Genomic DNA, 24,546 nt, shown 5'->3' on the forward strand with positions numbered 1-24,546 from the left:
AAGATCATGACAAACCCGCGTCATAACGAACGAGAAGTCCGCGCACCGCAGGGTCCGGAACTGAACGCCAAGAGCTGGATGACCGAAGCGCCGTTGCGCATGCTGATGAACAACCTGGACCCGGATGTCGCGGAGCGCCCGCATGAACTGGTGGTCTATGGCGGTATCGGCCGCGCCGCGCGCACCTGGGAGGATTTCGACCGGATCGTCGCCACGCTGAAGGACCTCAACGAAGATGAGACGCTGCTGGTACAATCCGGCAAGCCTGTCGGTGTGTTTCGCACCCACAAGGACGCGCCACGCGTGCTGATCGCCAACTCCAACCTCGTTCCGCATTGGGCGACGTGGGAGCATTTCAACGAACTGGACCGCAAGGGTCTTGCCATGTACGGCCAGATGACGGCCGGTTCGTGGATCTATATCGGCACGCAGGGCATCGTTCAGGGCACCTACGAGACCTTCGTGGAAGCCGGGCGCCAGCATTTCGGCGGCAATCTCACGGGCAAGTGGATCCTGACCGGTGGCCTCGGTGGCATGGGTGGCGCACAGCCGCTCGCAGCGGTGATGGCAGGCGCCTGCTGCCTGGCTGTCGAATGCGACGAGACCCGCGTCGATTTCCGCCTGCGCACCCGCTACCTTGATGCCAAGGCGCACACGCTGGATGAGGCGCTTGCGCTGATCGACCAGTGGACCAAGGCCGGCGAAGCGAAATCCGTCGGCCTCATTGGCAACGCCGCCGATATCTTCCCGGAACTGGTCAAGCGGATGAAGGCGGGTGGTGCACGCCCTGATATCGTCACCGACCAGACGTCTGCGCATGACCCGATCCATGGCTATCTGCCTTCCGGCTGGAGCGTCGCAGAATGGCGCGCCAAGCAGGAGAGCGATCCGAAGGCGGTGGAGGCGGCTGCCCGCGCTTCGATGAAGACGCAGGTGCAGGCCATGGTTGATTTCTGGAACGCCGGTGTTCCAACGCTCGACTACGGCAACAATATCCGCCAGGTGGCCAAGGAAGAAGGTTTCGAAAACGCCTTCGCCTTCCCCGGCTTCGTGCCTGCCTATATCCGCCCGCTCTTTTGCCGCGGCATCGGGCCGTTCCGTTGGGCTGCCCTTTCGGGTGATCCGGAAGACATCTACAAGACCGACGCCAAGGTGAAGGAACTGCTGCCGGACAACAAGCACCTGCACAACTGGCTGGACATGGCGCGTGAGCGCATCGCCTTCCAGGGTCTGCCGGCGCGTATCTGCTGGGTTGGTCTTGGCGATCGTCATCGCCTGGCGCTTGCCTTCAACGACATGGTCAAGAGTGGCGAGCTGAAGGCCCCGGTCGTGATCGGCCGCGATCACCTCGATTCCGGCTCGGTCGCCTCACCCAATCGCGAGACCGAAGCGATGAAGGACGGCTCGGATGCCGTTTCCGACTGGCCGCTGTTGAACGCGCTCCTCAACACTGCATCGGGCGCCACCTGGGTGTCGCTGCACCATGGCGGCGGCGTCGGCATGGGCTTTTCCCAGCATTCGGGTGTCGTCATCTGCGCCGACGGCACGGATGATGCCGCACGCCGTCTGGAGCGCGTGCTGTGGAACGACCCGGCGACGGGCGTGATGCGCCACGCGGATGCCGGTTACGACATCGCGCTCGATTGCGCCAAGGAGAAGGGCCTTCGCCTGCCCGGCATTCTGGGTAACTGAGCGATGAGACGGCTTCGCGCGTCTGAGTACAAGCGTATGCCGTGGAAGAACGGCAAGGGAGAGACGGTGGAAATCGCCGTCTTTCCGCCTGGCGCGTCCATGGACGCGTTCGAGTGGCGGATCAGCATGGCAAGCGTTGCCAATGACGGCGCCTTTTCTCTGTTTCCGGAGATTGATCGAACGCTATCCATTCTGTCCGGGCACGGCATGTCGCTCACCATCGATGGCGCGGCACCGGTTCTTTTGACGATGGAAAGCGATCCGCTCCGTTTTGCCGCCGATGTTCCTGTCGACGCAATGCTTGTGGATGACGCGATCACCGATCTCAACGTCATGACGCGTCGTGGGCGGTTTGCGCATAGCGTTGAGCGACGCGCCAGTTCGTTCTCAGTGCGTGGCTGTGAAAGTGGGGAGACGGTGTATCTTCTAGCGACGGGCCCCGTTACGGTCGCCAGTGCAGGCGAGACGGTGGAACTTGAGGCGTTGGATTGCGTGCTCGTTGGAGAGGATGCCACCGTTACGGCTGAGAATATCGTCTGCTATGAAATACGACTTCAAGGGGCTGCTTAGCGCTCGACTAAGAGAGGAGCTCAAGCGACGCTCTGCTTGAAGATGACGGCCAACTTCCCTCTTAGCCGTCACCCTCCGGCCTTGAGCCGAGGATCGATAAGCCATTAACGCCGTTGGGAAAAATGGATCCTCGGGTCAAGCACGAGGATAACCCGAGGGAGAGTTTGGGGGCGACCAAAAGAAAGGCCCCGCGCAAACGGGGCCTTCATCTTTCACACTGTAAACCGCATCACTTCATCGTCGGCATGACGAATTCAGCACCCGACTTGATGCCGGATGGCCAGCGGGCGGTGATCGTCTTGGTCTTGGTCCAGAACTTGATCGAATCCGTGCCGTGCTGGTTGAGGTCGCCAAAGCTCGAGGCCTTCCAGCCGCCGAAGGAGTGATAGGCGAGCGGAACCGGGATCGGAACGTTGATGCCGATCATGCCGATATTGATACGCGAGGCGAAGTCGCGGGCGGCATCGCCGTCGCGGGTGAAGATGGCGACGCCGTTGCCATATTCGTGCTTCATCGGCAGGTCGAGCGCTTCCTCGTAATTCTGGGCGCGGACGACGGAGAGAACCGGTCCGAAGATCTCCTGCTTGTAGATGTCCATATCCGGCGTAACGTGGTCGAACAGGCAGCCGCCGACGAAATAGCCGTTCTCATAGCCCTGCAGCTTGAAATCGCGGCCATCGACCAGAAGCTTTGCGCCCTGCTCCACACCGCTGTCGATCAGGCCCTTCACACGCGCCTGAGCTTCCTTTGTGACGAGCGGACCCATATCCGCCTTGTCATCGGTGTAAGGGCCAATCTTCAGTGCCTCGATCTGTGGGATCAACTTTTCAACCAGACGGTTGGCGGTCTCTTCACCCACCGGCACGGCAACCGAAACGGCCATGCAGCGTTCGCCAGCCGAACCGTAACCGGCACCCATCAGCGCGTTGACCGCCTGATCGAGATCGGCATCCGGCATGATGATCATGTGATTCTTGGCGCCACCGAAGCACTGGGCGCGCTTGCCGTTCATTGCGGCAGTTCCATAGACGTAACGGGCAATCGGCGTGGAGCCGACGAAGGAAACCGCGCCGATATCCGGGTTGGTCAGCAGGCCATCCACCGCGCTCTTATCACCATTGATGACGTTGAGGATACCGGCAGGCAGGCCCGCTTCGATCATCAGTTCGGCAAGACGGATCGGCAGAGACGGATCGCGCTCGGAAGGCTTGAGGATGAAGGCGTTGCCGCAGGCGATTGCCGGGGCAAACATCCACATCGGGATCATGGCCGGGAAGTTGAACGGCGTGATACCCGCACCAATGCCGACGGGCTGGCGGATGGAGTACATGTCGATGGCCGGACCCGCACCCTCGGTAAACTCACCCTTGGCGAGATGTGGAATGCCGCAGACGAATTCGCAAACTTCCAGGCCGCGAATGATATCGCCCTTGGAATCTTCCACCGTCTTGCCGTGTTCGCTGGAGAGAAGAACCGCCAGCTCATCCATGTTCTTGTTGAGAAGTTCGACGAACTTGAAGAAGACGCGAGCGCGGCGCTGGGGGTTGGTCGCTGCCCATTTGGGCTGCGCGGACTTGGCGCTCTGAACGGCTGCAAGGATTTCCGCGTCGCTTGCCAGCGCCACGGTCGCCTGCACTTCGCCAGTTGCCGGATTGAAGACATTCGACGTGCGGCCGCTTGTACCTGCTACACGCTTGCCGTCGATGAAATGGCCGATCTCGTTCATGATGTCCTCCAGGGATTCTTGATGACCCACCATCCTGTTTTCAGTTGCACAAAGCAATGGTCAGGAATACGCATCCGTTGTGCATAAAACGAAATAAGGATGCAGCAATGGACTGGGACGATGTGCGAATTTTTCTCAGCGTAGCGCGCAGTGGTCAGTTTCTGGCAGCCGCCAAGATACTGGGCGTCAATCACGCGACGCTCAGCCGTCGCATGACAGCACTGGAAAAGGCGCTCGGCACCCAGCTGTTCATCCGAACAACGACCGGCTGCATTTTGACGGAGGACGGGAACCAGTTTCTGGCGGCGGCGGAGCGGATGGAAGCGGAAATGCTCTCGGTGCAGGCAACGCTTGGCCAAGGTGTGGCGGGCATCAGCGGCACCGTGCGCATCGGCGCGCCGGACGGTTTTGGCGTTTCGTTTCTCGCGCCACGCCTGGGAGAGTTGACGGCGGCTCACCCGGAACTGAGAATCGAGCTCGTGCCGGTGCCGCGATCCTTTTCGCTTTCGCAGCGCGAGGCAGATATTGCGATCACCATCGAGCGGCCCGAGCAGGGGCGGCTGATCTATTCGAAGCTGACGGATTACTCGCTCGGTCTCTACGCTTCGAAGAGCTATCTTGAAGCAAACCCGACGCCTGAAACGGTCGAGGATTTAAGGCAGCATCGGCGGATCGGTTATGTCGAGGATCTCATCTTTTCGCCGTCACTCAATTTTACCTCGGAGGTTCTCCGCGACTGGGATGCGACCTTCGCGATTTCCAGCGCCATAGGCCAGACCGAAGCAGTACGCTCCGGTGCCGGGATCTGCATCCTGCATGATTACATTGCCCGCAACGATCCAAGCCTTGTACGCCTACTTCCCGAGATATCGATTCGCCGATCCTACTGGACCGCCTATCACGAAAATGCCCGTCAGCTTGCGCGGGTAAGAACGGTGGTGCAGTTCCTGCAGGATATCGTCGCGAAGGAGCGTCGCAGCTTCTTGTGAGCGAATAGCCTATCGGGTCGATAGGCTGCTCTGCAGGAGAGCGAGCAGGACCGATCCCGCCTCCTCGATCTCGCCGCTATTGTCGATGGTCGTCACGTCGAAACTATCGCAGATTGCATCCACCTTGCGGTCGAGCCGGCCCATGATTTCCGACATGCTCTCGCGGCCCCGGTTCGCCAGCCTGGCGGAGAGGATTTCCGGCCGTGCTGTGACCACCACCACTTTCAAGTTGGGGAAGGCTGCTCTGAAGTGGGGAAGTGCGGAGCGTGAGCCATTCGCCACCGCCACGCCGCCCTTCTTCAGATGCTGCTTGACCGAAGCGGGTATTCCATAATGCAGACCGTGGGCACTCCAGGACACACAAAATTCGCCGGCTACCTTTTTTCGTTGGAAGGTCTCTTCGCTGCAACCCTCATGGTTCTCGCCACCCGCGTCACTGTCTCGGGTAATGATACGCCGGACGAAATGCACGTCTGCCTGATCACGCAGCCGCTCGGCCGCGTAGTCGATCAGCGTGTCCTTGCCGGCACCGCTCGGACCGACAACGACGATCATCGTTCCGAGGGTGTCCAAATTCGGCGGAAATGCGTCTGACGATACAAGGCTCATGCGACACGTTTTCCCTGCCGCCAGACGCTGCGCACCACGGGCACACCGCTTTCGCGACGCACCCGTACGAGGTCGGCGCGCAGTCCTTCGGCAATAGAACCGCGATCTGTCAGACCAACCGTCTTTGCCGGTGTTGCCGTGACCATCGCAAGTGCCTTGGGAAGGGTAATCCCGTCCACCTGATCGGCGAGCAGGAAGGGCGCGTAGAGCAGGCTGAAAGGCACGTAATCAGAGGACAGCACATCGAGAACGCCGAGTTCGGCGAGATCGCGCGCAGCAATATTGCCCGAATGGGATTTGCCGCGAACGATGTTCGGCGCGCCCATCAGAACACTCATGCCCGCCGTGTGCGATGCCTTGGCGGCTTCGACGCTGGTGGGGAATTCAGCAAGCCGCACACCATGACCGATCGCCTCCTCGACATGGGCTTCAGTGGCATCGTCATGGCTCGCAACCGTGATGCCGCGCTCAGCACAACGGGCGGAAAGGTAATCGCGGTGCTTGCCGGAATATTTCCCGGAGGCCGAGACGCGCCGGTCGACAAAGGCCTTGAAGGCCTCATCGCTCAGACCGCGCTTTTTCTGGTAGAACATGATGTACTGGTCCATCGTCTGAAACTGACGCTGGCCCGGGGAATGATCCATCAGCGAAATCAGCCGCACATGCGGATCGTTTTCGAAATCCTCGAAATGCTCCAGTACGTCGGCGGAGGCTACTTCGCAGCGCAGATGCAGCAGGTGATCGGAGCGAAGCCGATCTTCACCCTTGGCCTTTTCAATGGCGTCGGCCATGTCGCGCATTTCGCCGCGCTCGAAGCCGCCATCCTCATCCGAGCCGAGACGCAGACAATCGAAGACGGTGGTGATGCCGGAGGACGCGACCTGCGCATCATGGGCCTGAATGGCGGCAATCTTGTCCCAGGTGACGCCCGGGCGCGGGGAATAATGCTGTTCAAGATGGTCGGTGTGAAGCTCGACGAGGCCGGGGATCAGATAGTCGCCTTCGAAGTCTTCGCCGGTTTGCGATGCGCCTTCGCTGATATCGGCAATCACGCCATCGCGGATCAGGACGGAACCTTGGATAACATCGTCGGAGAGGACGATGTGCGCATTGGATAGGACATGTTCAGCCATTTCGGACGTCTTTCGTATTGGAAGCAGCCAGTGGCTGCCAGCTATGAACGGTAAAGGCTTCACCACGCTCTTTCTCGACAAAAAGGCCGAGGCCGGAGATGGTCAGGGGGCTATGGATGAAGCCGGAAAATGTCTTGCTCAGGATGTCGCCCATCTCTTGCCTACGTGCCTCACTCACCGGCCCTGTCAGTGTCATGTGAAAGCGGAAATCATCCATCACATAAGGGTAACCCCAGCGATGAAGATTGGCGCGCTGGCTTTCGCTGAGCGTTTCCGGCTTACGGCGGGCAATATCGCGCTCCGACAACGGCGCGCGGAAGGGCTCGAAATGTCTCACCACATCGGCGGTGAAATCCTGAAGCGGCTGATGGAGCGTGGCCGGAACCAGTGCGAAGAAAGGCCCGAGTGAGCCGATGACGATTTCGGGAATATCGAAGGCGGCGTGTGAAGCTGCAAAGGCGGAGAATGCCTCCACCAACTCGCTCTCATGTCTGCCTTCGGCAAGCTCGAAGGGCGCTTTCAGCGTGGCGTGGAAACCGTAGCGCCTTGGCTCTTCGGTAACGTCCGCAAAGCTGGCATAGTCGTCAAAGCCCTCACCGGAAAAGGCGTTGCGTCCCAGCCACCGTGACGCTGTCTCAGTCAGCGAATCGGTGGCGGAGGGCGAAAAAAAGAGAGCGTAGCGCACGATGTCGCACTTTCGAATGTCATGGAAACAGCGGAAGCGTCATTTGAGACGACTCGTCTCTACCCCGCAAGGTCAGAAGTGCGAGGTAGACCTTTTCCGTGACAGAATGATGATACCGGGCAAGAAATTTGCCGGATATCCTTTCCCCATTCAGTGGTGCGTTTTGCCAATGAGGCGCGAGCGGATCGCGTTCGACATATTGTCGAACAGGAAGACGACGATAAGGATCAACAGCACCATATAGGCGACCTTGTCCCAATCCTGATTGGTACGCATGGCTTCCAGCAGTTTGAGGCCGATGCCGCCTGCGCCCACCGCACCGATAACCGTGGCGGAGCGGGTGTTGCTTTCCCAGAAATAGAGCGACTGTGAAATGAAGACCGGCAGCACCTGCGGAATGACGCCGAAGCGGTTGACGATGACCGACGAGGCGCCGACCGATTTCACGCCTTCGCGCTGCTTGTCATCGACATTTTCCAGAGCCTCGGCATAGACCTTTCCGAGCGCACCCGTGTCGGTGAAGAAGATCGCGGCAATGCCGGGGATCGGTCCGGGGCCGAAGCTTCTGGTGAAGAATAGCGCCCAGATCAGCATGTCGATCGAGCGGAGGAAGTCGAAGAGCCGCTTCATGCCCCAGTTTGCCGCCCTGCTGGCAGTGATGTTGCGGGCGGCGATGAAGGCCAGAGGAAAGGCAAAGAGCGTACCGAGAAGCGTGCCGAGGAAGGCCATGACCAGCGTCTGCAACAGCTTGGACAGGATGTCCTCATGCTGCCAGGCATCGTTGCCGAGGAAATCATCGGCCATCTTTGAAATATTGGACTGTGCCGGATCGACGCGATCCTGCCACAGCGCCAGCGCTGCCAGCTCACCCCAGCTCTTGCCCCAGAACTGTGAGCGCGTGTCGAAGAAGAAGTTGGCCCAGCCGAGGAAGCGGCGCTGGACATAAAGCTGCGAGGTGCGAATTTCCGCCTGACCGGCAAAGCCGTACTCGACGACGACCTTGTTCTCATCCTGGCGGATTTGAACAGGCGCGCCGGCGGGGGCCGTGACGCGGTCAGCGCCGATGGTCACCGGATAGAGCGTACCATCGATGTAAACATTGGCCTGCGTCGGGGTGATATCGATACGGTTCTGCTGATCGCCATAGGTCACGCTATAGCCGCCATTCGGCAACGGCTGGAGCCAGCTGATATTGGCATTGGCTGGATACTGCCCGCGGCTCGTCCATTGCGGCACGACCTTGCCATCATCGAAGCGAAGCCGTGGCTGGGCGCGCCAGGAATACCAGTCCTGAATATAGCTGGAAGCGCGGTCCCAGCGACCGTTGGTCAAGGCCGGGCCGACATTGAAGGCGAAGAAGCAGATGACGAGATAGGCGATGGCTACGACCAGACCGACAAACAGTCCATAGCGGCGCATGAAGCCCAGCTGGAAAACCTGAGGGTATTGGGACAAAAGACGTTCGCGATCCGCACCATTGATGACAAAGCTCGTGGACATCAGGCCGCTCCCCGTCCGAATTCAAAGGATTGATGGCCGATCAGCCTGCGGCGCAGCCAGCCGGAAAACTGGTCGACAGCGATGATGGTGACCAGCAGCATGATGATGATGGCATAGGTCTTGGCGGCGTGATCATTGCCGATCGCCAGGCGAAAGACCTCGCCGATACCGCCGCCGCCGACAGCACCGATGATGGTGGAGGCGCGCACATTGATTTCGGCGCGCAGCAGCGCATAGGAGACGAAATTCGGCAGAACCTGCGGCACGATGGCAAAGCGCACACGCTCCAGCCAGTTGGCGCCCGATGCCCGCAACCCCTCATCCGGCTTCATATCGGCATTTTCGACGACTTCGAAGAAGAGTTTTCCGAGCGCGCCGACGGTATGAATGGTGATGGCGACGATGGCGGCAATGGGCCCGAGCGAAAGAATGGCGGTCAGCAGTCCGGCGATGACGATTTCCGGGAAGGCGCGCATCACTTCCAGCATGCGTCGGACGGAAAAACGCACGGCACCGGCGCCGACGAGATTGGTGGAGGCGAAGAAGCACAGCGCGAAAGCGAAGGCCGTGCCGATCAGCGTCGAGACCAGCGCAATGTTCAGCGTGATGATCAGCTGATAGAAGAAATGCGGAATATAAAAGCCGTCGCCGATATAGACCCGCTCCGAGACATAGTCATATTTCAGCGAGCCGTCGGCATAGGGTGACGGCAGATCGAACATGGCGCGAACAACTTCCATGGGGCTGTTCGGCAGGAAGGTCTTCATAAAATCGAAGAAATAGGGCAGTCGCTCGAAGAACTTGCCGGAATTGGCGCTGTTGGCAAAATCGAGCGAGGCAAAGAGCAACGCAAGAAAGACGACGATGGCGATGCCGGTGTAGATACGTCGCGTGACCAGCTGTTGCTGGTAGTGCTGCATGACCTTCTTCGAGGCCTCGCCCAACGTATCTGGGGTGATTGGCGTGCTGGCCATGTCTTTTGCGTCCTTACCGGAGCCATGCGGGTGACGATGGATTCACCGAGGCTCTCATTCACCGTTTCAGCGTCATCCCTCAGGAAGCGTGACGGCTTTCCCGGGCTGCGCTTTAAAAAAACGGCGGCGTCTTTCTGACGCCGCCGTCTCATGCCATTGCTGGCAATCAGCCGCCGATCACGGCCTTACGGGCATCAACGATCGTCTGGTAGAAGGACGGATCGACCTTGATGTATTCCTTGTTCTTGCCCTGGGTGAAGCCCTGGAAGCAAGCGAGGTCCTTCTTCGGCAGGTCGAGGAAGAAAGCTTCGATCTTTTCCTTCATCGGCTCGCCGACCTTGTTGGCAACCATCAGCGGACCGTTCGGGATCAGCGGCGACTTCCAGACTTCGACGAGATCGTCCATGTCGAGATTGCCCTTGGCGACCATCTGGTGGAGGTTGCCGGAGCTGTAGCCTTCTTCCCACTTGCCAACGCCGGAACCGAAGGTGGTGCCGACATCGAACTTCTTGTCGAGAACGGCGAGAACGAGGTTCTCATGGCCGCCGCCGAAGCCGGTTTCAGAGAAGTATTCCTTGACCGGCTTGCCGGTGTCCTTCGGCAGGGCGACGTTCGGGATGAGATAGCCGGAGGTGGAGTCCGGATCGGCAAAGCCGAGCTTCTTGCCCTTGGCGTCTGCCAGCGTCTTGATGCCGGAGTCCTTGCGGGCAACCATGATGGTGTAATAGCCGCTGGAGCCGTCAGCGCCGGTGTATGTCAGGATCGGATCGACAGCCTTCGGGTCCTGAATAGCGATCTTGGCGTAGGAGGATGCGCCCATGGAAGCAATGTCGATGGTGCCGCCCAGCAGACCCTGGATGACGCCGTTATAATCGGGCGACGGGAAGAGCTGAACCTGCTCAACACCGGTGGCAGCCTTCAGGCCATCGGCAATGCACTGCGCGTTGCGCAGCTGGTCGTTGGAGTTTTCGCCGCCATCGAGGCCGATGCGCAGAACCTTGACGTCCTGAGCGAGAGCCGAACCGGCCAGAAGGCCAAGTGCAACCGCCGAAAGAAGAGCTTTCTTCAACATGGATTTATCTCCGTTTTTCCGGCGAGCCGGAGTTTGACACGATGTGGAATGTGATATTGGCCCCTGACGCGGGCGGATCGATGCTGTGCGGTCCTTACAGTCCAGCCATGGAAAGCGGCTTGGGAGCAGAAGCTTCAGGACCGGCAGATGGGTGTTGGGCGCGCGCGGCAAGCTCCGCACCTTCAATGGTGATGCTGGTCGACGTCATGGTTTCGTCGATGCCGGCACCATGAGAATCAGTACCGTAGATTTCCTTGACCGCGCGGGCATCGAGTTCGGCGGGCGTGCCGTCGAAGACGACGCGACCGGCCGCCATGCCGATGATGCGCTCACAATAATTGCGGGCCGTATCGAGCGTGTGCAGGTTGGTGATGACGGTGATGCCTTCGCGCTCATTGATGTCGCGCAGCGCATCCATGACGATTTTCGCGTTGAGCGGGTCAAGCGAGGCAATGGGCTCATCGGCAAGCAGCATGCGCGGCGACTGCATCAGTGCACGTGCGATCGCCACACGCTGCTGCTGGCCGCCCGACAGAGTTCCCGCTGGCTGCATCGCCACATGCTCGATTCCCAGGCGCTCCAGTGCTGAAATCGCCATCAGACGCTCTTCGGTGGTGAAGATGCTGAGCAGGCTCAAGACCGTGGAGCGGTGGTCGAGGCGACCGAGCATGACGTTGGTCAGAACGTCGATACGCGGCACGAGATTGAATTGCTGGAAGATCATGGCGCAATCGCGCTGCCAGTGGCGAAGCGCAGCACCGCGGAGCGAGGAAACCTCGAGATCGCCAAAGTGAATGGAGCCGGATGTTGGATCGACCAGGCGGTTGATCATGCGCAGCAGGGTGGATTTGCCTGCACCCGAACGTCCGATGACGCCGACCATCTGGCCCTGGGGGATGTCGAGCGTCACGCTGTCGACGGCGGTCGATTTGCCGAAGCGGCGCGTTACCTGCTTGAGGTGAAAAGTCATAGGCCAAATCCAGTCTCGTTATTTCGGATTCGGCCTATCAGGGGTGCGTGAAGCGCGAATGTCAGTTTGATGAAGAAATTATTACAAGGCTGACGTCACGGGAGATGGTGTTCGTTTACCCGTCATACTTGGCAAGAAAGGCTTCCGCTTCGAGCGAACGGAAATCATCGAGGGCAGCGCGAAGCCTCACGTGATCCCAATCCCACCAGGCCAGCCGGTCCATGCGCTCGCCGATCTCTTCCGCAAAACGGCGTCGAATGAGTTTGGCTGGGACACCGCCGACGATGGTGTAGGGTGCAACATCCTTCGAGACCACGGCACCGGCACCGACGACGGCGCCATTGCCGATGGTGACGCCGGGCAGGATGGTCGCGCCGTGTCCGATCCAGACATCATGGCCGATGACGACGCGTCTGGCGCGTCTTGCGGCGAAGAACTCCGTCTCGTCCTGCGCATCGTCCCAATAATTATGGGCGCGGTAGGTGAAGTGGTGCAGCGTCGCGCGCGACATGGGATGGTTGGTTGCGTTGATGCGCACCGAGGCGGCGATGTTGACGAACTTGCCAATTGTCGCGCACCAGACGGCACCGTCCTGCATGATGTAGGAGTAGTCATCCATATCCACTTCTTCAATACGGCAGCGCTCCGAGACCTCAATGTATCGGCCGAGCTTGGAATTGACGACGCGGGCGCTTTCGTGAATGGCCGGTTCCAGGCCAACTTTGACACTCATGCTGCGATCTTTCTGGGTGAGAACTGCGAGACATCGAGGATGCGATCGGCCACGGCTTCACGCACTTCCTCATCGTGAAAAATGCCAAGAAGGGCTGTTCCTTCGGCTTTCTTTTGCCGGATCATCTCTACCACCACCTTGCGGTTGGCCGCGTCGAGCGACGCCGTCGGTTCGTCCAAAAGCAGGATGGCATGGTCGGTAATGAAGCCGCGGGCAATGTTGACGCGCTGCTGTTCGCCGCCGGAGAAGGTCGCGGGTGGCAGGGACCACAATTCCCGTGGCAAGTTGAGCTTCGACAGCAACTCTCCTGCCCGTTCGCGTGCGTCTTCGACCGGAACTTTTCGAGCAAGCAGCGGCTCCGCCACCACATCGACGGCGGCGACGCGCGGGACGGTGCGCAGGAACTGGCTGACATAGCCAAGGCTGCGGTGACGGACTTCGAGCACGGTGCGGGGCGCGGCACTTCCGATATCGACCATCTGTCCCTCATGCTTGATGAGGATCTGGCCGCTATCGATGGCATAATTGCCGTAGAGCATCTTGAGGATGGAGCTTTTGCCGATCCCCGAAGGCCCGCCAAGCACGACGCATTCGCCCGCCTGGACGGAAAAGGTCACATTGCGCACGACGGGCAGTTCGATCCCGTCACGCAGATGCATGGTGAAGCTTTTGAAGACTTCCGAAACAATGAGGGGGGTCGGCATGTCACACCTGCAGGATCGAGGAAACGAGAAGCTGGGTATAGGGCTCGCGCGGGTCGTCCAGCACGCGGTCGGTCAAGCCATGCTCGATGACGTTGCCGCCCTTCATCACCATCATGCGGTGCGACAGGAGCCGTGCGACAGCAAGGTCATGGGTGACGACGATGACGGAAAGGCCGAGATCGTTGACGAGACCGCGAACGAGATCGAGAAGCCTTGCCTGAACCGAGACATCCAGACCGCCGGTCGGCTCGTCCATAAAGACGAGGCGCGGCGAGGTGACGAGATTGCGGGCGATCTGCAGGCGCTGGCGCATGCCGCCGGAAAAGGCACGCGGCTGATCATCGATGCGATCGGTGCCGATCTCCACCCGCTCCAACCATTCGCTGGCGGTGTTGCGGATATTGCCATAATGCCGGTTGCCGACTGCCATGAGCCGTTCGCCGACATTGGCGCCGGCAGATACCGTCATGCGCAGACCGTCAGCCGGATTCTGGTGAACGAAGCCCCAATCGGTGCGCATGAGGAAACGGCGTTCCGCCTCGCCCATGTGGTAAAGATCGCGGAGAGACCCGTCGCGCATGCGATATTCCACGCTGCCGGTGGTCGGCATCAGTCGGGTGGAAATGCAGTTCAGCAGCGTGGTCTTGCCGGAACCGGATTCGCCGACGATCGCCAGGACTTCGCCCGGCCAAAGATCGAAGGAGACGTTGCGGCAACCGGCGCGGTCGCCGTAATATTTGGATACGTCGCGGACTTTCAACAGCGGCTGATCGCTCATTCTGCGGCCTCCTTCACATCGGCCAGCAGATGGCCGCGATGGCCATGTTCGCGCCGATCTTCGCAATGGTCGGTATCGGAGCAGACGAACATGCGCCCGCCCCGATCATCCAGGATGACTTCATCGAGATAGACATGGTCCGCACCACACAGCGCACATGGCTTGTCGAAGGTCTGAATCTCGAAGGGATGGTCGTCGAAATCGAGGCTGACGACTTCGGTGTAGGGCGGCACGGCATAGATACGCTTTTCACGCCCGGCACCGAAGAGCTGCAAGGCTTCCGACATGTGCATTTTCGGATTGTCGAATTTCGGCGTCGGCGACGGGTCCATGACGTATCGGCCTGCGACCTTCACCGGATAGGCGTAGGTTTTGGAAATGCGACCATTATGGGCAATGTCCTCATAGAGACGCACATGCATCAGGCCATATTCTTCCAGCGCGTGCATGACGCGGGTCTCTGTCTCGCGTGGCTCGAGGAAGCGCAAAGGCTCAGGGATCGGCACCTGGTAGACCAGCACCTGACCTTCCGTCAGCGTTTCTTCAGGAACACGGTGACGGGTCTGGATGACGGTGGCTTCCTTGGTATGCGTGGTGACGGCGACATTGGCGACCTTCTGGAAAAAGGCGCGGATGGAGACGGCATTGGTCGTATCATCCGCCCCCTGGTCGATGACCTTCAGCACATCATGCGGTCCGAGGATTGAGGCTGTCACCTGCACGCCGCCCGTTCCCCAGCCGTAGGGCATGGGCATCTCGCGCGAGGCAAAGGGCACCTGGTAGCCGGGTATGGCGATGGCCTTCAGAATAGCGCGGCGGATCATCCGCTTGGTCTGTTCGTCCAGATAGGCGAAATTGTACGTAGCGAGACCTTCATCCGCGAAGGTCTCTTCAAATGAAACTTCTTCAAGCATCGTGCGTTGTCCTTCCGTAAGTCACAACGGATGTCAGGAGTAAATGATCATGGAGATCGGAATTCTCATTGCGCTGTTCTTCACTGTATTTGCAGCATCCAGCGTATTTTGCGCATACTGGTTCAACGAGCAGCGCTGAAACCAAGTCTTTATTCGGCAGCATCGTTCAACCAACTTTCATCTGATCTCTGCGCAGCCTCGAAATCGGCGCGCATCTTTCTGACAAGACCAAGTTCAGCTTGGAAATCCACATAGTGCGGGAGTTTTAGATGCTCCACGAAACCTGTCGACTGAACATTGTCCGCATGCGAAATCACAAACTCTTCGTCCTGAGCCGGTGCGGTTCTGTCCTCACCGAACTCGTCTGCGCGTAGCGCCCGGTCCACCAGCGACATCGCCATGGCCTTGCGTTCGCTTTGCCCGAAGACGAGGCCGTAACCGCGGGTGAATTGCGGGGGCGCTTTTGCGGACCCCTTGAACTGGTTCACCATCTGGCACTCTGTCACCTGAATATCGCCGATGGAGACGGCAAAGCCGAGTTCCGGGATATCCAGCTCGACCTCCACCTCGCCAATTCTGACTTCACCGACGAAGGGATGGTTGCGGCCGTAGCCGCGCTGCGTCGAATAGGCCAATGCCAGGAGAAAACCTTCATCGCCGCGGGCAAGCGACTGCAGCCGCAAATCGCGTGCCATGGGAAATTCCATCGGTTCGCGGGTCAGATCGCCAGGAATATGATCTTCCGGCATATCACCATCGCTCTCGATCAGGCCTTCTTCCGCCAGAATTTCCGAAACGCGCATGATATGTTCGGCTTCTGAGTCGCGCAGGACAGGCTCCTCCACCTCTCCATCTTCGAGAAGCGAAGGATCGAGCAGGCGGTGGGTGTAGTCGAAGGTAGGGCCCAGCAACTGTCCGCCGGGCAGATCCTTGTAGGTTGCCGACACGCGGCGCTCGACCAGCATATCGCCCGTTTCCACCGGGTTGGAATAGCCGAAACGTGGCAATGTCGTGCGATAGGCGCGCAGCAGGAAGATCGCCTCGATCATGTCCCCACGCGATTGCTTGACGGCGAGAGCTGCAAGCGAGCGATCATGAAGCGAGGCTTCGGCCATCACCCGGTCGACGGCCAGGCCAAGCTGTTCGACGATCTGGCTAATCGTCATGGCCGGCAGGTTGCGGTCTCCACGACGGCGATCGGCCAGCAGGCGGTGTGCATTGGCAATGGCGGTTTCTCCGCCCTTTACGGCAACATACATAGCTCAGGCCTCCGTCTTGATGCGGGTGGAGCGCGGCAGGCAGATGGATTGGCTGCCGCAGGTGAGGATGACATCGACGCCGCGGGGGAAGACCGCGCGGTTCTCGCTCCAAAGCCGCACGAAGATGTCGGGCAGGCCCGAAGGGCGGATGATCTCGCTCTCGCGAATGCCTGGGCCGGAAAGGCGCAAGGCCGGGCCACCGGTCAGATCCGGTACTTCGATGATCACGGTTGCGGAGCGGTCGGGATATTCTTGGCTACCCTGAGCGAAGAGATCGAAGGAGGACAGCGTGCTTCCGGCATCCAGAACCGCGAAACGGGCGTCAGCCTTGGTGGGCGCCATCTGCGCTCCGGTGTGGAAGCTCAGCCAGCTTGGAACGATCGACTTCGAAAAGGCGCCGTTCATCCACACGGGCGTTTCGTAGTCGCAAAGAGTGAGAAGAATGCCGCCGGCGGCCTTGCCGAGAGGGCTTGGCGGCTGGATCGGCAGATCGAACGACTGGAGCTTTCCCGGCCGTGCCATGCCGTCCATCGCAGCCTTGAAGATGTGCTGGGAATCGAAGACCGGATCGGAAAAGCCGCCGGTCACGATGTTTGCTTTGGCGGACATCAGTCGTCTCCCCGTACCATCGTGAAGAAATCGACGCGGGTTGCGGCGGTTTGCTGGATGGCATTGGTCTTGCGCTTTTCAAGCCGAGACGCGACCACAGAGAGGACCTCGCGCTCAACGAGAGGACGGGTCGTCTCTTCCTGCCAAAGCGCATCGGCGATTGCTGCGTACCACGCCTGCTTTCGGCTGGTGCCGAGCGCATGGGCATGGCCGATCGTGCCGGAGGCCAGCTTGACGGTGGCGCGCGTCACGGTCGCTTCTCCGAGATTGAAGGGCGAACCGCCGCCGCCGATCTTTCCGCGCACCATGACGAGCCCGGTTTCCGGTCCACGTACCTTTTCGACTCGCGGCTTGGTATCCAGAGCGCTCCAGCAATTGAGAAGCTCTTCAACCGTCGCACGGGCCAGCAGCCCTGCGGCCCGCTTTCTCGCCTCTTGAATTTCGGTCGGTTCGTTCATTTTATCCTCAAACGTCTATTGATATAGACAACCATACAAGATAGCTTAGATGTAAGCCTTCAGCATGACAAGCGTGTGACATGACCCTGACGAACAATATGCGAAAGAAGAATGGCGTGGCGCTTTGGCGCCAGATCGCCGACCGGATCAGAACGGCGATTGCTGCGGGCGAATATGACGGCACCGGCATGTTACCGTCTGAAATGGTGTTGGCGGAACGCTTCGGCGTCAATCGTCATACCGTCAGAGGCGCCATTGCAGCGCTTGCGGATGAAGGCATCGTTCAGGCGCTGCAAGGCCGCGGGACACTCATCACCCGAAAAGATCGCCTGAATTTCCCGATCTCGAAGCGAACGCGTTTTACCACTGGTCTTGGCGATCAGGCACGGGAGATGAAAGGGCTGCTTTTGGCGCATTCCCTCGAGGGAGCGACGACAGCTCTTGCCAAGAAGCTGAATGTTGCGCCGGGTACGCCACTGATCCGGCTGGAGTTGCTGCGCAAGGTCGATCAGAAGCCAGTGTCGCGCTCGACATCCTGGTTTCCGGCTGAGCGCTTTGGCGGCATCGCCACTGACTATGAAGACACGGGCTCAATTACAGAGGCGCTGAAGCGATCGGGCGTGGAAGACTATGTCCGGGCGTCAACAACAGTCTCTGCACGGCATGCGGAGGCCGACGATCTGGCCGATCTCGAATTGTCGCCGGGCGCCATTCTTCTCGTCTCCGATTCCTTGAATGTCGACATGGACGGCCAGCCGATCCAGTTCGGCACCAGCCGCTTTCCGGCGGATGTGGTGCAATTCACCGTAGAGAATTGACGCCAGATAAAAGACGGTCGCCTTGCAAGCGACCGCTATCTGATCTGGACGGGAACGACGAAGGACGTCTGCGCACCCGGCGGCGGGGTCGAGACCGAGGCCCTGCCAATCGACGATTTGATTTTGGCATCGACGGCCTCATCGCCTGTGGATTTGACCACGCTGAGCCTGCCAATCGAGCCGTCGTTTTGCACGACGAAGGACACTGTCACCGTCATTCCTGAACGTCCTGCACCGCGAACGATACGTCGGGCAACAGCGCTTTGAACTTTCGACGCCCAGTCTGCCGGAGAAATGGAAGACGATGCAGAGCCCGCGCTGTTGCGAGACGCCGCCGTTCTGTCCGACTGCGTCGCCTCAGCCTTGGCGATATCGCGGCGCTGCGATTGCTGTGGCGCCGGCGTCGGCTTTTGCACTCGTTTCTTTTCCGGCTCTTTTTCCTTCTCCACCTTCTTCTGTACTGGTGGCGGAGGCGGAGGACGAAGCACAGGAAGGGGAACCTCGACATATTCGAGTTCCGCCACCTGCTGCTGCTCGATGGGATCGACCTCCTGCACCGGTTCTGGCGGCGCGGGCTCCTCTACAGGCTGCTGCACCACCTCTGGCGGCACTTCGGGGGTAGGCTCGGGCTCCACTGGCGGCTCTTCAACGACAGGCTCTGGAACCGGCTCCGGCGGAGGTTCTACGGGCGGAGGTTCTTCGACAGGCTGGGTGACGTTGCTTTTGACCTCTTCCGTCTCGACCTCGTCATTGGCTTCGACCGTTTCTTCGGTATTGACGGCCTCAGGCAGAGCGGCAAGCTCAATCATGATCGCCGCCTGAGGCGCGTTATCGCCCTGCTCTTCCGGCTTTTCCTGCATCAGATAATAGGCGCCTGCAGCATGCACCGAGATCATCACCAGTGCCGCGACGGACCAGAGCGCGATCTCTCCCAAGCGGGATTGTCTGGAGCGAGGGTAGACGGGGTCCGTCACTGCGTCCCTCCATTTGGGGCAAGTGAAGGCTGGCTGGACTGGCTGGAGTTGGAAACCGGCGTGCCTGCTGGCGCCGAGCCTGCAGTGCCTTCCAACCCGACAAGCGCGATCTTCAGATAGCCGCTATCACGCAGGAGGTTCATGATTTCCATGAAATGACCGTAGTCGACGGCCTTGTCGGCACGCAGGAAGATGCGCGTGTCTTTCTTGCCGCCTGTCTTGGCATCCAGGCTGGAAGCAAGGGCTTCACGCGCCACCGCATCATTGCCGATATTGAGCGAGAGGTCGTCCTTCACCGTCAGATACAGAGGCTCATCCGGACGCTCGGCCGGTTTTGCTGTCGAAGCCGGAAGGTCGACATTGACATCCACGGTCGCAAGCGGCGCCGCCACCATGAAAATGATGAGCAGCACCAGCATCACGTCGATGAACGGCGTGACGTTGATCTCGTGGTTTTCGGGAAGGTCGTCCCCGTGGCTTTCTCGAATACCGCCTGCCATGATCTATCGTCCTACCAGGGAGACCTGGGGCTTGCTGGCACTGCCCGGGGGGATGCGGCGGAAATCGAGATCGCGGCTGACCAGGCGCTCGACGCCGGCGGCAACATCGGCCAGCAGATGACGATAGCCGGTAATGGAACGGGCAAAGACGTTGTAGATCACCACCGCAGGAATGGCGGCCACCAGGCCGATTGCCGTTGCCAGCAAGGCTTCGGCGATGCCGGGTGCCACAATCGCAAGGTTCGTCGTCTGCGATTCGGAAATGCCGATAAAGGCGTTCATGATGCCCCAGACCGTGCCGAAGAGGCCGACGAAGGGCGACACGGAGCCGATGGAGGCCAGCACGCCTGTGCCGCGCGACATGCGGCGTCCTGCATGGGTTTCGATACGCGACAGGATGGAGGAGACGCGTTCCTTGATACCGCCGCCATCGGTATGAGCCACAACAGCGTCGGAAAGCTGCATCTCATAGGAGGCCATGCGCAACATCAAGGCGCCAGGACCGCCCTTGCTCTCTACCGCCTCTGTGGCTTCGGCCAGCGTTTTCGCCTTGTGAACGATTTTCAGCGTCGAGCCCGCCCGCACGCGCGCGGCGGCAAGCTCGATCGATTTCGCCAGCCAGACCGTCCAGGTGATGAGCGAGGCCAGAGCAAGGCCGATCATGACGCTTTTGACGACCCAATCGGCCGCCATGAACATGCCCCAGGGAGACAGGTTGTGCGGAATATCGGACCGTTCATCGGCACTGACCTCCACCGCAGAAGGAGCCTCGCCAGATGGCGCTGGCTGTGCTGAGGGCGACTCTGCTGATGCAGGTGCCTGTGCGTCCAACGGCTGAGCCGGAGCTTCCGTGGCCGGAGCAGCCGCTGCAGGCGGTTGCTGATTCTGTGGTGCGGCTTGCTGCGCCTGTGGCGTCTGCGAGGGCTGAGTGGGGGCGGATAGGGCGGAATTCATAGCCGGCGAAGGAACCTGCTCTGCCTGAGTGGTCGCAGGCATGTTCTCTGAGGGTGCCGCCGTCTGGGCAAACGCCTGCACGGAGGAGGCGCTGATCAAGACGGTCACGGCGAGCGCCACGGGCCGGCAGCGCGTCCAGGATGCCATGACAGGATTGGACGAAGAAGTCGAGAGTATGGAGGTCATCAGATGGTCCCGGGTTTTCTGTACTGCACGACGACCAGACGCATCGGCATAGCCCTCACCCGCACCAAGGTAGCGGACATGCAAGCCCGCTCCGCTATAAGTGGAGTAAGATTAACCACTAATACATCGCAGAAACCGGAGCTGTAAACTCATCTTTTACAAAAACATGCGTGATGAAGCGATGTTTCTGCATGTTCGTTCGCGCACCATCACTGCTGTTGCATCGGCAGGAATTGCGCCACGAGCTCATGACGCTCGCCTGGATAGGTCACCGTGACGTGGGTGACATAGACTTGACCATGCCAAGTCCGTCTCTCAACGACGAGACAAGCAGTGCCGCAAGGAATGGCCAGCGCGTCGGCGATCCTGCGGTCGGCGGAGATGGCGCGGATGCGGTGCTCGGCAGCACTCCAGGGGACCATCTGCAAAAGCCATGACCCTGGACCGACCGAGGAGAAATCCGCATCTTTTGCCTCAGGCACGGCGGATACGTTGACGATGCGATCCTCAAGACAAAATGGGATGTCGCCGGTGAAGTGCCGGCAGGTTAGCGAGAGAATGCTGGCCCCCGCCTTCACCTCCAGCGCGGCGCGATCCTGTGCTGTCGCCTTGCGCAACTCGCGATGATCCAGACGATAGCCATAGGTCAGGCCCATCTGCTGAACTTCTCGCTGGATATCGTGGATTTCCAGAACGGCGGATTGGGCGTGCGGCCGTGTGACGAAGCTGCCAGAGCGACGGCGGCGCTCGATCAGGCCCTTTTTTACCAGTTCGGTCAGCGCCTTGTTCACCGTCATGCGGGAACAGTCATATTCCTTCGTCAGCTCGTGCTCGAAGGGAATACGATAGCCGGGGGGCCATTCGCCCGACAGAATCCGGCCTTCCACGTCGCTCATGATGCGTTCGTGTAAGGACCTTTCCTGCGGTGCCGCCGCTTCAGCCATGGTTTTCGTTCCGTTTACGGCATCGGCTCGAAAATCGGCATCGATTTTCGGAAAAGCACGATGCCTATATTCAAAAAGATAAAGTGTCCCTTGTGCGTCCAACAGGACGCACAGTGTTTTAATAGCCCGCCTGATATCACCGTCGCCAAAACTTAGCCATGGGTGGCTGCCACAATAGCCTCACCGCGGATTTCCTCTGTCAGCCGCGCACGCAGCTCCGAGAATTCCGGGCTTGCCTTGACGGTGTAATGACGCGGATGCGGAAGATCGACCGGGGTGATCGACTTGATGCGACCGGGACGCGCCGACATCGTGACCACACGGTTGGCCATGAAGACCGCTTCCTCGATATCATGCGTCACGAAGATCACCGTCTTCTGCTCCCGCTCCCAGATGCCCAGCAGCAATTCCTGCATGAGGCCGCGCGTCTGGTTGTCCAGCGCGCCGAAGGGTTCATCGAGCAGCAGAATGCGCGGACCGTTGGCCAGCGCTCTGGCAATCGCCGTTCTCTGCTGCATGCCGCCGGACAGTTGTTTCGGCCAGTGGTTCTCGAAGCCTCTCAAGCCCACCTTGTCGATGTAGCTATCGACGATCTCCCACTTCTCCTTCTCCGCTACCCCGCGCTCGCGCAGGCCAAAGGCCACGTTTTCGCGGATCGTGAGCCAGGGAAACAGCGTGTAGGACTGGAAGACCATGCCGCGATCGGCACCCGGTCCCTTCACCTCCTGGCCATCCAGCAGAACCTTGCCGGTGGTCGGGCGATCGAGGCCGGCGATGATACGAAGCAGCGTCGACTTTCCGCAGCCGGAGGGCCCGAGAATGGTGACGAAATCGTTCTTCGGAATTTCGAGATCCGTCGGTTGCAGGGCAAGTGTCGGCGTGCCGCCACGCACGCCCGGAAAGGTGCGGCTGACGCCCTGGATGACGAGTTCATTCATCAGGCAAGCCTCCAGGCGAACAGTTTGCGATTGAGAGACTTGAAGGCAAAGTCCGAGATGAGGCCGATGACACCGATGACGATGATGCCGAAAATGATCTGGCCCGTCGCCATCAGCGCCTGGCTGTTGATGATCATATAGCCGATACCGGACGACGCGCCGATCAGTTCCGCCACGATGACATAGGTCCATGCCCAGCCGAGAACGAGCCGCAGAATCTCGGCAATATCCGGTGCATTGGCGGGAATGAGAACCCGGCACACAACGCCGCGATCCTTGGCACCGAGCGTATAGGCAGCCTCGACGAGATCACGCCTCGTTGCGGCAACGGCGACGGCGACCATGAGGATGATCTGGAACACTGCGCCGATGAAAATCACCAGCAGCTTTTGCATTTCGCCGATGCCGGCCCACAGGATCAGCAGCGGTACGAAAGCCGAAGCGGGAAGATAACGGGCAAAGGAGACGAAAGGCTCGAGCAAGGCTTCGATCGGTTTGTAAGCGCCCATGGCGATGCCGAGTGGTACGGCGATGATCGAAGCCAAGACGAAGCCGCCCACCACGCGCCAGATGGTCATGCCGATATCATAGGCAAAGCCTTGCGCGGTGATCAGATAGATCCCGTCATTCAGCATGGTGATGGGGTCTGCGAGGAAGGTTGGCGAAACAAACCCACCCAGTGTCGCGATGCCCCAGGCGAGGAAGAACAGCACGAAGAACAGGATGCCGAGCGCAATCCGCGTGCTGTGTCTGATAGGCTGTAATGGCTGCATGTCGATCCCGACAGTCATGAGGCGGGGCGCGGCGGCAGGCCGCGCCCGATGTGATTAGGTGATGCCCGATTACTTGATGAAAGAGGTATCGGCGAGCGTCGAAAGATCGGGCTTCGACTTGATGACACCGATTTCGAGAAGCAGATCGGCAGCCTTTTCCGAGAAGGTCTTGAACTCGCCTTCGAAGAACTTCTGGTTGGCTGCCTTGTCTTGCCATTCGAGGAACTTGGCGGAGTTGCCGAAGGCCTCGCCCGACTGCTTCACATCCGCGCCCATCGTAGCGTAAGCCTTTTCAGGATCGGCCTTGATGGCCTCAAGCGCTTCGAAATAGCTTGTCGCCAGTGCCTTTGCCGCGTCCGGATGGGCTTTCAGGAATTCCGGCGTGCAGCCGAAGGTGTCCATGACGGCCGGATAATCCAGCGTGGTGGCGATGATCTTGCCCTTGTCGGGTGCGGCACGGACCGTCGAGAGATAGGGCTCATAAGTCATGGCGGCATCGTTCTGGCCAGCGACGAAAGCTTGTGCGGCCGGGCCGGGCTCAAGGTTCACCACCTTGACGTCCTTCAGAGTCAGGCCATTCTCCTTCAGGATCCAGGCGAGGAAGAAGTATGGCGAGGTGCCAGGGGCCGATGCGGCGATGGTTTTGCCCTTCAGGTCGGAAATCTTGGCGATATCATTGCGCACCGCCATGCCATCCGCGCCATGTGACTTGTCCATCTGGAAGATCTGCGTGGATTTCACGCCATTGGCATTCCATGCCACCCAGGTTTCGACGGTGGTCGCCGCGCATTGGATGTCACCCGACGCCAGCGCCAGATGGCGGCTTGCCTGCGGGATTTTCTTGATATCGACCTTCAGGCCGTTCTTTTCGAAAATACCCGTTTCCTTGGCGAGTGTCAGCGGCGCAAAGCCGGTCCAGCCGGACATGCCGATGGTGACGGACGTTTCAGCATGGGCCGCGGTGGCAAAGAGTGCGGCGGCGAGAAGGGTGAAACCCAGTGTCTTTCTCATGATCGATCCCCTGTTGCTTTATTTTTGAGCGGCGATTTTCTCCGCTTCTTTAGGGGGCATTAATTCATAAGGG

At 59.7% G+C, this 24,546-nt stretch carries 26 protein-coding genes; 4 read left to right on the forward strand and 22 right to left on the reverse strand.

All coding sequences use genetic code 11. From position 1 onward, the window contains the following. Positions 1-6 precede the first annotated feature (6 nt). Both hutU and ACTJK5_RS12385 read left to right on the forward strand, forming a co-directional pair. Complete coding sequence (gene hutU, locus ACTJK5_RS12380) at positions 7-1,692, forward strand: urocanate hydratase (protein WP_062427258.1); 1,686 nt, start codon at positions 7-9, stop codon at positions 1,690-1,692. Positions 1,693-1,695: 3 nt separating this feature from the next. Further along, positions 1,696-2,262 carry a HutD/Ves family protein gene (locus ACTJK5_RS12385; protein WP_062599095.1) on the forward strand — a complete coding sequence of 189 codons (567 nt, stop codon included), beginning with the start codon at positions 1,696-1,698 and terminating at the stop codon, positions 2,260-2,262. Between the two features lie 229 nt (positions 2,263-2,491). Here ACTJK5_RS12385 and ACTJK5_RS12390 read toward each other — a convergent pair whose 3' ends face one another. Further along, positions 2,492-3,988, reverse strand: coding sequence for a CoA-acylating methylmalonate-semialdehyde dehydrogenase (locus tag ACTJK5_RS12390; protein WP_440612526.1), 1,497 nt, complete (start codon positions 3,986-3,988; stop codon positions 2,492-2,494). Positions 3,989-4,095: 107 nt separating this feature from the next. Between ACTJK5_RS12390 and ACTJK5_RS12395 the strand changes: the two genes are divergently transcribed. Further along, positions 4,096-4,977: a LysR family transcriptional regulator gene (locus ACTJK5_RS12395; RefSeq protein WP_062599094.1), complete on the forward strand. Its 882-nt coding sequence runs from the start codon at positions 4,096-4,098 to the stop codon at positions 4,975-4,977. Positions 4,978-4,986: 9 nt separating this feature from the next. Here the strand turns inward: ACTJK5_RS12395 and phnN are convergent, their stop codons facing one another. The 14 genes from phnN to phnG form a co-directional block, all read right to left on the reverse strand. Continuing rightward, positions 4,987-5,586, reverse strand: a complete 600-nt coding sequence (phnN, locus tag ACTJK5_RS12400; protein ID WP_440612527.1) for a phosphonate metabolism protein/1,5-bisphosphokinase (PRPP-forming) PhnN — start codon at positions 5,584-5,586, stop codon at positions 4,987-4,989. After that, the gene (locus tag ACTJK5_RS12405; protein WP_062599092.1) at positions 5,583-6,719 is read right to left on the reverse strand and encodes an alpha-D-ribose 1-methylphosphonate 5-triphosphate diphosphatase; all 1,137 of its coding nucleotides are present in this window, start codon (positions 6,717-6,719) and stop codon (positions 5,583-5,585) included. The genes phnN and ACTJK5_RS12405 overlap by 4 nt, the downstream gene beginning before the upstream one ends. After that, positions 6,712-7,404, reverse strand: a complete 693-nt coding sequence (locus ACTJK5_RS12410; RefSeq protein ID WP_440612528.1) for a DUF1045 domain-containing protein — start codon at positions 7,402-7,404, stop codon at positions 6,712-6,714. Before ACTJK5_RS12410 ends, ACTJK5_RS12405 begins: the two co-directional genes overlap by 8 nt. A gap of 150 nt (positions 7,405-7,554) precedes the next feature. Further along, positions 7,555-8,904 carry a phosphonate ABC transporter, permease protein PhnE gene (gene phnE / locus ACTJK5_RS12415; RefSeq protein ID WP_440612529.1) on the reverse strand — a complete coding sequence of 450 codons (1,350 nt, stop codon included), beginning with the start codon at positions 8,902-8,904 and terminating at the stop codon, positions 7,555-7,557. Then, positions 8,904-9,878 carry a phosphonate ABC transporter, permease protein PhnE gene (gene phnE, locus ACTJK5_RS12420; protein ID WP_440612530.1) on the reverse strand — a complete coding sequence of 325 codons (975 nt, stop codon included), beginning with the start codon at positions 9,876-9,878 and terminating at the stop codon, positions 8,904-8,906. The genes phnE (ACTJK5_RS12415) and phnE (ACTJK5_RS12420) overlap by 1 nt, the downstream gene beginning before the upstream one ends. A gap of 166 nt (positions 9,879-10,044) precedes the next feature. Beyond that, on the reverse strand, positions 10,045-10,950 hold the full coding sequence (gene phnD, locus ACTJK5_RS12425) for a phosphonate ABC transporter substrate-binding protein (protein WP_440612531.1): 906 nt from the start codon (positions 10,948-10,950) through the stop codon (positions 10,045-10,047). 94 nt (positions 10,951-11,044) lie between these two features. Further along, positions 11,045-11,920: a phosphonate ABC transporter ATP-binding protein gene (gene phnC, locus ACTJK5_RS12430; RefSeq protein WP_440612532.1), complete on the reverse strand. Its 876-nt coding sequence runs from the start codon at positions 11,918-11,920 to the stop codon at positions 11,045-11,047. A gap of 115 nt (positions 11,921-12,035) precedes the next feature. Next, complete coding sequence (locus tag ACTJK5_RS12435) at positions 12,036-12,653, reverse strand: DapH/DapD/GlmU-related protein (RefSeq protein ID WP_440612533.1); 618 nt, start codon at positions 12,651-12,653, stop codon at positions 12,036-12,038. Further along, entirely contained in the window at positions 12,650-13,357 is a 708-nt protein-coding gene (gene phnL / locus ACTJK5_RS12440; protein WP_440612534.1) for a phosphonate C-P lyase system protein PhnL, read from the reverse strand. Before phnL ends, ACTJK5_RS12435 begins: the two co-directional genes overlap by 4 nt. 1 nt (position 13,358) lies before the next feature. Then, positions 13,359-14,135, reverse strand: coding sequence for a phosphonate C-P lyase system protein PhnK (gene phnK / locus ACTJK5_RS12445; protein WP_062427272.1), 777 nt, complete (start codon positions 14,133-14,135; stop codon positions 13,359-13,361). Next, positions 14,132-15,049, reverse strand: coding sequence for an alpha-D-ribose 1-methylphosphonate 5-phosphate C-P-lyase PhnJ (locus ACTJK5_RS12450; RefSeq protein WP_062427273.1), 918 nt, complete (start codon positions 15,047-15,049; stop codon positions 14,132-14,134). Before ACTJK5_RS12450 ends, phnK begins: the two co-directional genes overlap by 4 nt. A gap of 149 nt (positions 15,050-15,198) precedes the next feature. Further along, a complete protein-coding gene (locus ACTJK5_RS12455) occupies positions 15,199-16,308 on the reverse strand; it encodes a carbon-phosphorus lyase complex subunit PhnI (RefSeq protein ID WP_113259732.1) in 1,110 nt (369 codons plus the stop codon). A 3-nt stretch (positions 16,309-16,311) separates the two neighbouring features. Continuing rightward, positions 16,312-16,917 (reverse strand): phosphonate C-P lyase system protein PhnH, encoded by a 606-nt coding sequence (gene phnH, locus ACTJK5_RS12460; protein ID WP_440612535.1) that lies wholly within the window; start codon positions 16,915-16,917, stop codon positions 16,312-16,314. Then, on the reverse strand, positions 16,917-17,375 hold the full coding sequence (phnG, locus tag ACTJK5_RS12465) for a phosphonate C-P lyase system protein PhnG (protein WP_113259730.1): 459 nt from the start codon (positions 17,373-17,375) through the stop codon (positions 16,917-16,919). The genes phnH and phnG overlap by 1 nt, the downstream gene beginning before the upstream one ends. 80 nt (positions 17,376-17,455) lie before the next feature. On the opposite strand from phnG, the gene phnF reads away from it, so the two are divergent. Continuing rightward, on the forward strand, positions 17,456-18,193 hold the full coding sequence (gene phnF, locus ACTJK5_RS12470) for a phosphonate metabolism transcriptional regulator PhnF (protein ID WP_440612536.1): 738 nt from the start codon (positions 17,456-17,458) through the stop codon (positions 18,191-18,193). Positions 18,194-18,228: 35 nt separating this feature from the next. Here phnF and ACTJK5_RS12475 read toward each other — a convergent pair whose 3' ends face one another. The 7 genes from ACTJK5_RS12475 to ACTJK5_RS12505 form a co-directional block, all read right to left on the reverse strand. Then, positions 18,229-19,167 carry a TonB family protein gene (locus ACTJK5_RS12475; RefSeq protein ID WP_440612537.1) on the reverse strand — a complete coding sequence of 313 codons (939 nt, stop codon included), beginning with the start codon at positions 19,165-19,167 and terminating at the stop codon, positions 18,229-18,231. Beyond that, positions 19,164-19,667: a TonB system transport protein ExbD gene (gene exbD, locus ACTJK5_RS12480; RefSeq protein ID WP_144621954.1), complete on the reverse strand. Its 504-nt coding sequence runs from the start codon at positions 19,665-19,667 to the stop codon at positions 19,164-19,166. Before exbD ends, ACTJK5_RS12475 begins: the two co-directional genes overlap by 4 nt. 3 nt (positions 19,668-19,670) lie before the next feature. Beyond that, a complete protein-coding gene (gene exbB / locus ACTJK5_RS12485) occupies positions 19,671-20,807 on the reverse strand; it encodes a tonB-system energizer ExbB (protein WP_440612608.1) in 1,137 nt (378 codons plus the stop codon). Positions 20,808-21,016: 209 nt separating this feature from the next. After that, positions 21,017-21,751 (reverse strand): histidine utilization repressor, encoded by a 735-nt coding sequence (hutC, locus tag ACTJK5_RS12490; protein WP_113326673.1) that lies wholly within the window; start codon positions 21,749-21,751, stop codon positions 21,017-21,019. A gap of 152 nt (positions 21,752-21,903) precedes the next feature. Continuing rightward, positions 21,904-22,689, reverse strand: a complete 786-nt coding sequence (locus ACTJK5_RS12495) for an ABC transporter ATP-binding protein (protein ID WP_440612538.1) — start codon at positions 22,687-22,689, stop codon at positions 21,904-21,906. Further along, positions 22,689-23,462 (reverse strand): ABC transporter permease, encoded by a 774-nt coding sequence (locus ACTJK5_RS12500; protein ID WP_440612609.1) that lies wholly within the window; start codon positions 23,460-23,462, stop codon positions 22,689-22,691. The genes ACTJK5_RS12495 and ACTJK5_RS12500 overlap by 1 nt, the downstream gene beginning before the upstream one ends. Before the next feature lie 69 nt (positions 23,463-23,531). Then, positions 23,532-24,473 carry an ABC transporter substrate-binding protein gene (locus ACTJK5_RS12505; RefSeq protein WP_427928205.1) on the reverse strand — a complete coding sequence of 314 codons (942 nt, stop codon included), beginning with the start codon at positions 24,471-24,473 and terminating at the stop codon, positions 23,532-23,534. Between the last annotated feature and the right edge of the window lie 73 nt (positions 24,474-24,546).

It is taken from the genome of Agrobacterium sp. 22094 (assembly GCF_052046015.1).
Classification (GTDB): domain Bacteria; phylum Pseudomonadota; class Alphaproteobacteria; order Rhizobiales; family Rhizobiaceae; genus Agrobacterium; species Agrobacterium cavarae.

What these genes read in the sequence shown, in the direction of transcription:
- phnE (WP_440612530.1), bottom strand. Translation starts at nt 9,878, where the DNA reads ATGGCCAGCACGCCAATCACCCCAGATACGTTGGGCGAGGCCTCGAAG.
- phnE (WP_440612529.1), bottom strand. Translation starts at nt 8,904, where the DNA reads ATGTCCACGAGCTTTGTCATCAATGGTGCGGATCGCGAACGTCTTTTG.
- phnD (WP_440612531.1), bottom strand. Translation starts at nt 10,950, where the DNA reads ATGTTGAAGAAAGCTCTTCTTTCGGCGGTTGCACTTGGCCTTCTGGCC.
- phnL (WP_440612534.1), bottom strand. Translation starts at nt 13,357, where the DNA reads ATGCCGACCCCCCTCATTGTTTCGGAAGTCTTCAAAAGCTTCACCATG.
- exbD (WP_144621954.1), bottom strand. Translation starts at nt 19,667, where the DNA reads ATGGCAGGCGGTATTCGAGAAAGCCACGGGGACGACCTTCCCGAAAAC.
- ACTJK5_RS12390 (WP_440612526.1), bottom strand. Translation starts at nt 3,988, where the DNA reads ATGAACGAGATCGGCCATTTCATCGACGGCAAGCGTGTAGCAGGTACA.
- ACTJK5_RS12405 (WP_062599092.1), bottom strand. Translation starts at nt 6,719, where the DNA reads ATGGCTGAACATGTCCTATCCAATGCGCACATCGTCCTCTCCGACGAT.
- ACTJK5_RS12395 (WP_062599094.1), top strand. Translation starts at nt 4,096, where the DNA reads ATGGACTGGGACGATGTGCGAATTTTTCTCAGCGTAGCGCGCAGTGGT.
- ACTJK5_RS12385 (WP_062599095.1), top strand. Translation starts at nt 1,696, where the DNA reads ATGAGACGGCTTCGCGCGTCTGAGTACAAGCGTATGCCGTGGAAGAAC.
- ACTJK5_RS12495 (WP_440612538.1), bottom strand. Translation starts at nt 22,689, where the DNA reads ATGAATGAACTCGTCATCCAGGGCGTCAGCCGCACCTTTCCGGGCGTG.
- phnN (WP_440612527.1), bottom strand. Translation starts at nt 5,586, where the DNA reads ATGAGCCTTGTATCGTCAGACGCATTTCCGCCGAATTTGGACACCCTC.
- exbB (WP_440612608.1), bottom strand. Translation starts at nt 20,807, where the DNA reads ATGACCTCCATACTCTCGACTTCTTCGTCCAATCCTGTCATGGCATCC.
- ACTJK5_RS12455 (WP_113259732.1), bottom strand. Translation starts at nt 16,308, where the DNA reads ATGTATGTTGCCGTAAAGGGCGGAGAAACCGCCATTGCCAATGCACAC.
- ACTJK5_RS12505 (WP_427928205.1), bottom strand. Translation starts at nt 24,473, where the DNA reads ATGAGAAAGACACTGGGTTTCACCCTTCTCGCCGCCGCACTCTTTGCC.
- phnC (WP_440612532.1), bottom strand. Translation starts at nt 11,920, where the DNA reads ATGACTTTTCACCTCAAGCAGGTAACGCGCCGCTTCGGCAAATCGACC.
- ACTJK5_RS12500 (WP_440612609.1), bottom strand. Translation starts at nt 23,462, where the DNA reads ATGCAGCCATTACAGCCTATCAGACACAGCACGCGGATTGCGCTCGGC.
- ACTJK5_RS12435 (WP_440612533.1), bottom strand. Translation starts at nt 12,653, where the DNA reads ATGAGTGTCAAAGTTGGCCTGGAACCGGCCATTCACGAAAGCGCCCGC.
- hutC (WP_113326673.1), bottom strand. Translation starts at nt 21,751, where the DNA reads ATGGCTGAAGCGGCGGCACCGCAGGAAAGGTCCTTACACGAACGCATC.
- phnH (WP_440612535.1), bottom strand. Translation starts at nt 16,917, where the DNA reads ATGTCCGCCAAAGCAAACATCGTGACCGGCGGCTTTTCCGATCCGGTC.
- phnF (WP_440612536.1), top strand. Translation starts at nt 17,456, where the DNA reads ATGACCCTGACGAACAATATGCGAAAGAAGAATGGCGTGGCGCTTTGG.
- hutU (WP_062427258.1), top strand. Translation starts at nt 7, where the DNA reads ATGACAAACCCGCGTCATAACGAACGAGAAGTCCGCGCACCGCAGGGT.
- ACTJK5_RS12450 (WP_062427273.1), bottom strand. Translation starts at nt 15,049, where the DNA reads ATGCTTGAAGAAGTTTCATTTGAAGAGACCTTCGCGGATGAAGGTCTC.
- phnK (WP_062427272.1), bottom strand. Translation starts at nt 14,135, where the DNA reads ATGAGCGATCAGCCGCTGTTGAAAGTCCGCGACGTATCCAAATATTAC.
- phnG (WP_113259730.1), bottom strand. Translation starts at nt 17,375, where the DNA reads ATGAACGAACCGACCGAAATTCAAGAGGCGAGAAAGCGGGCCGCAGGG.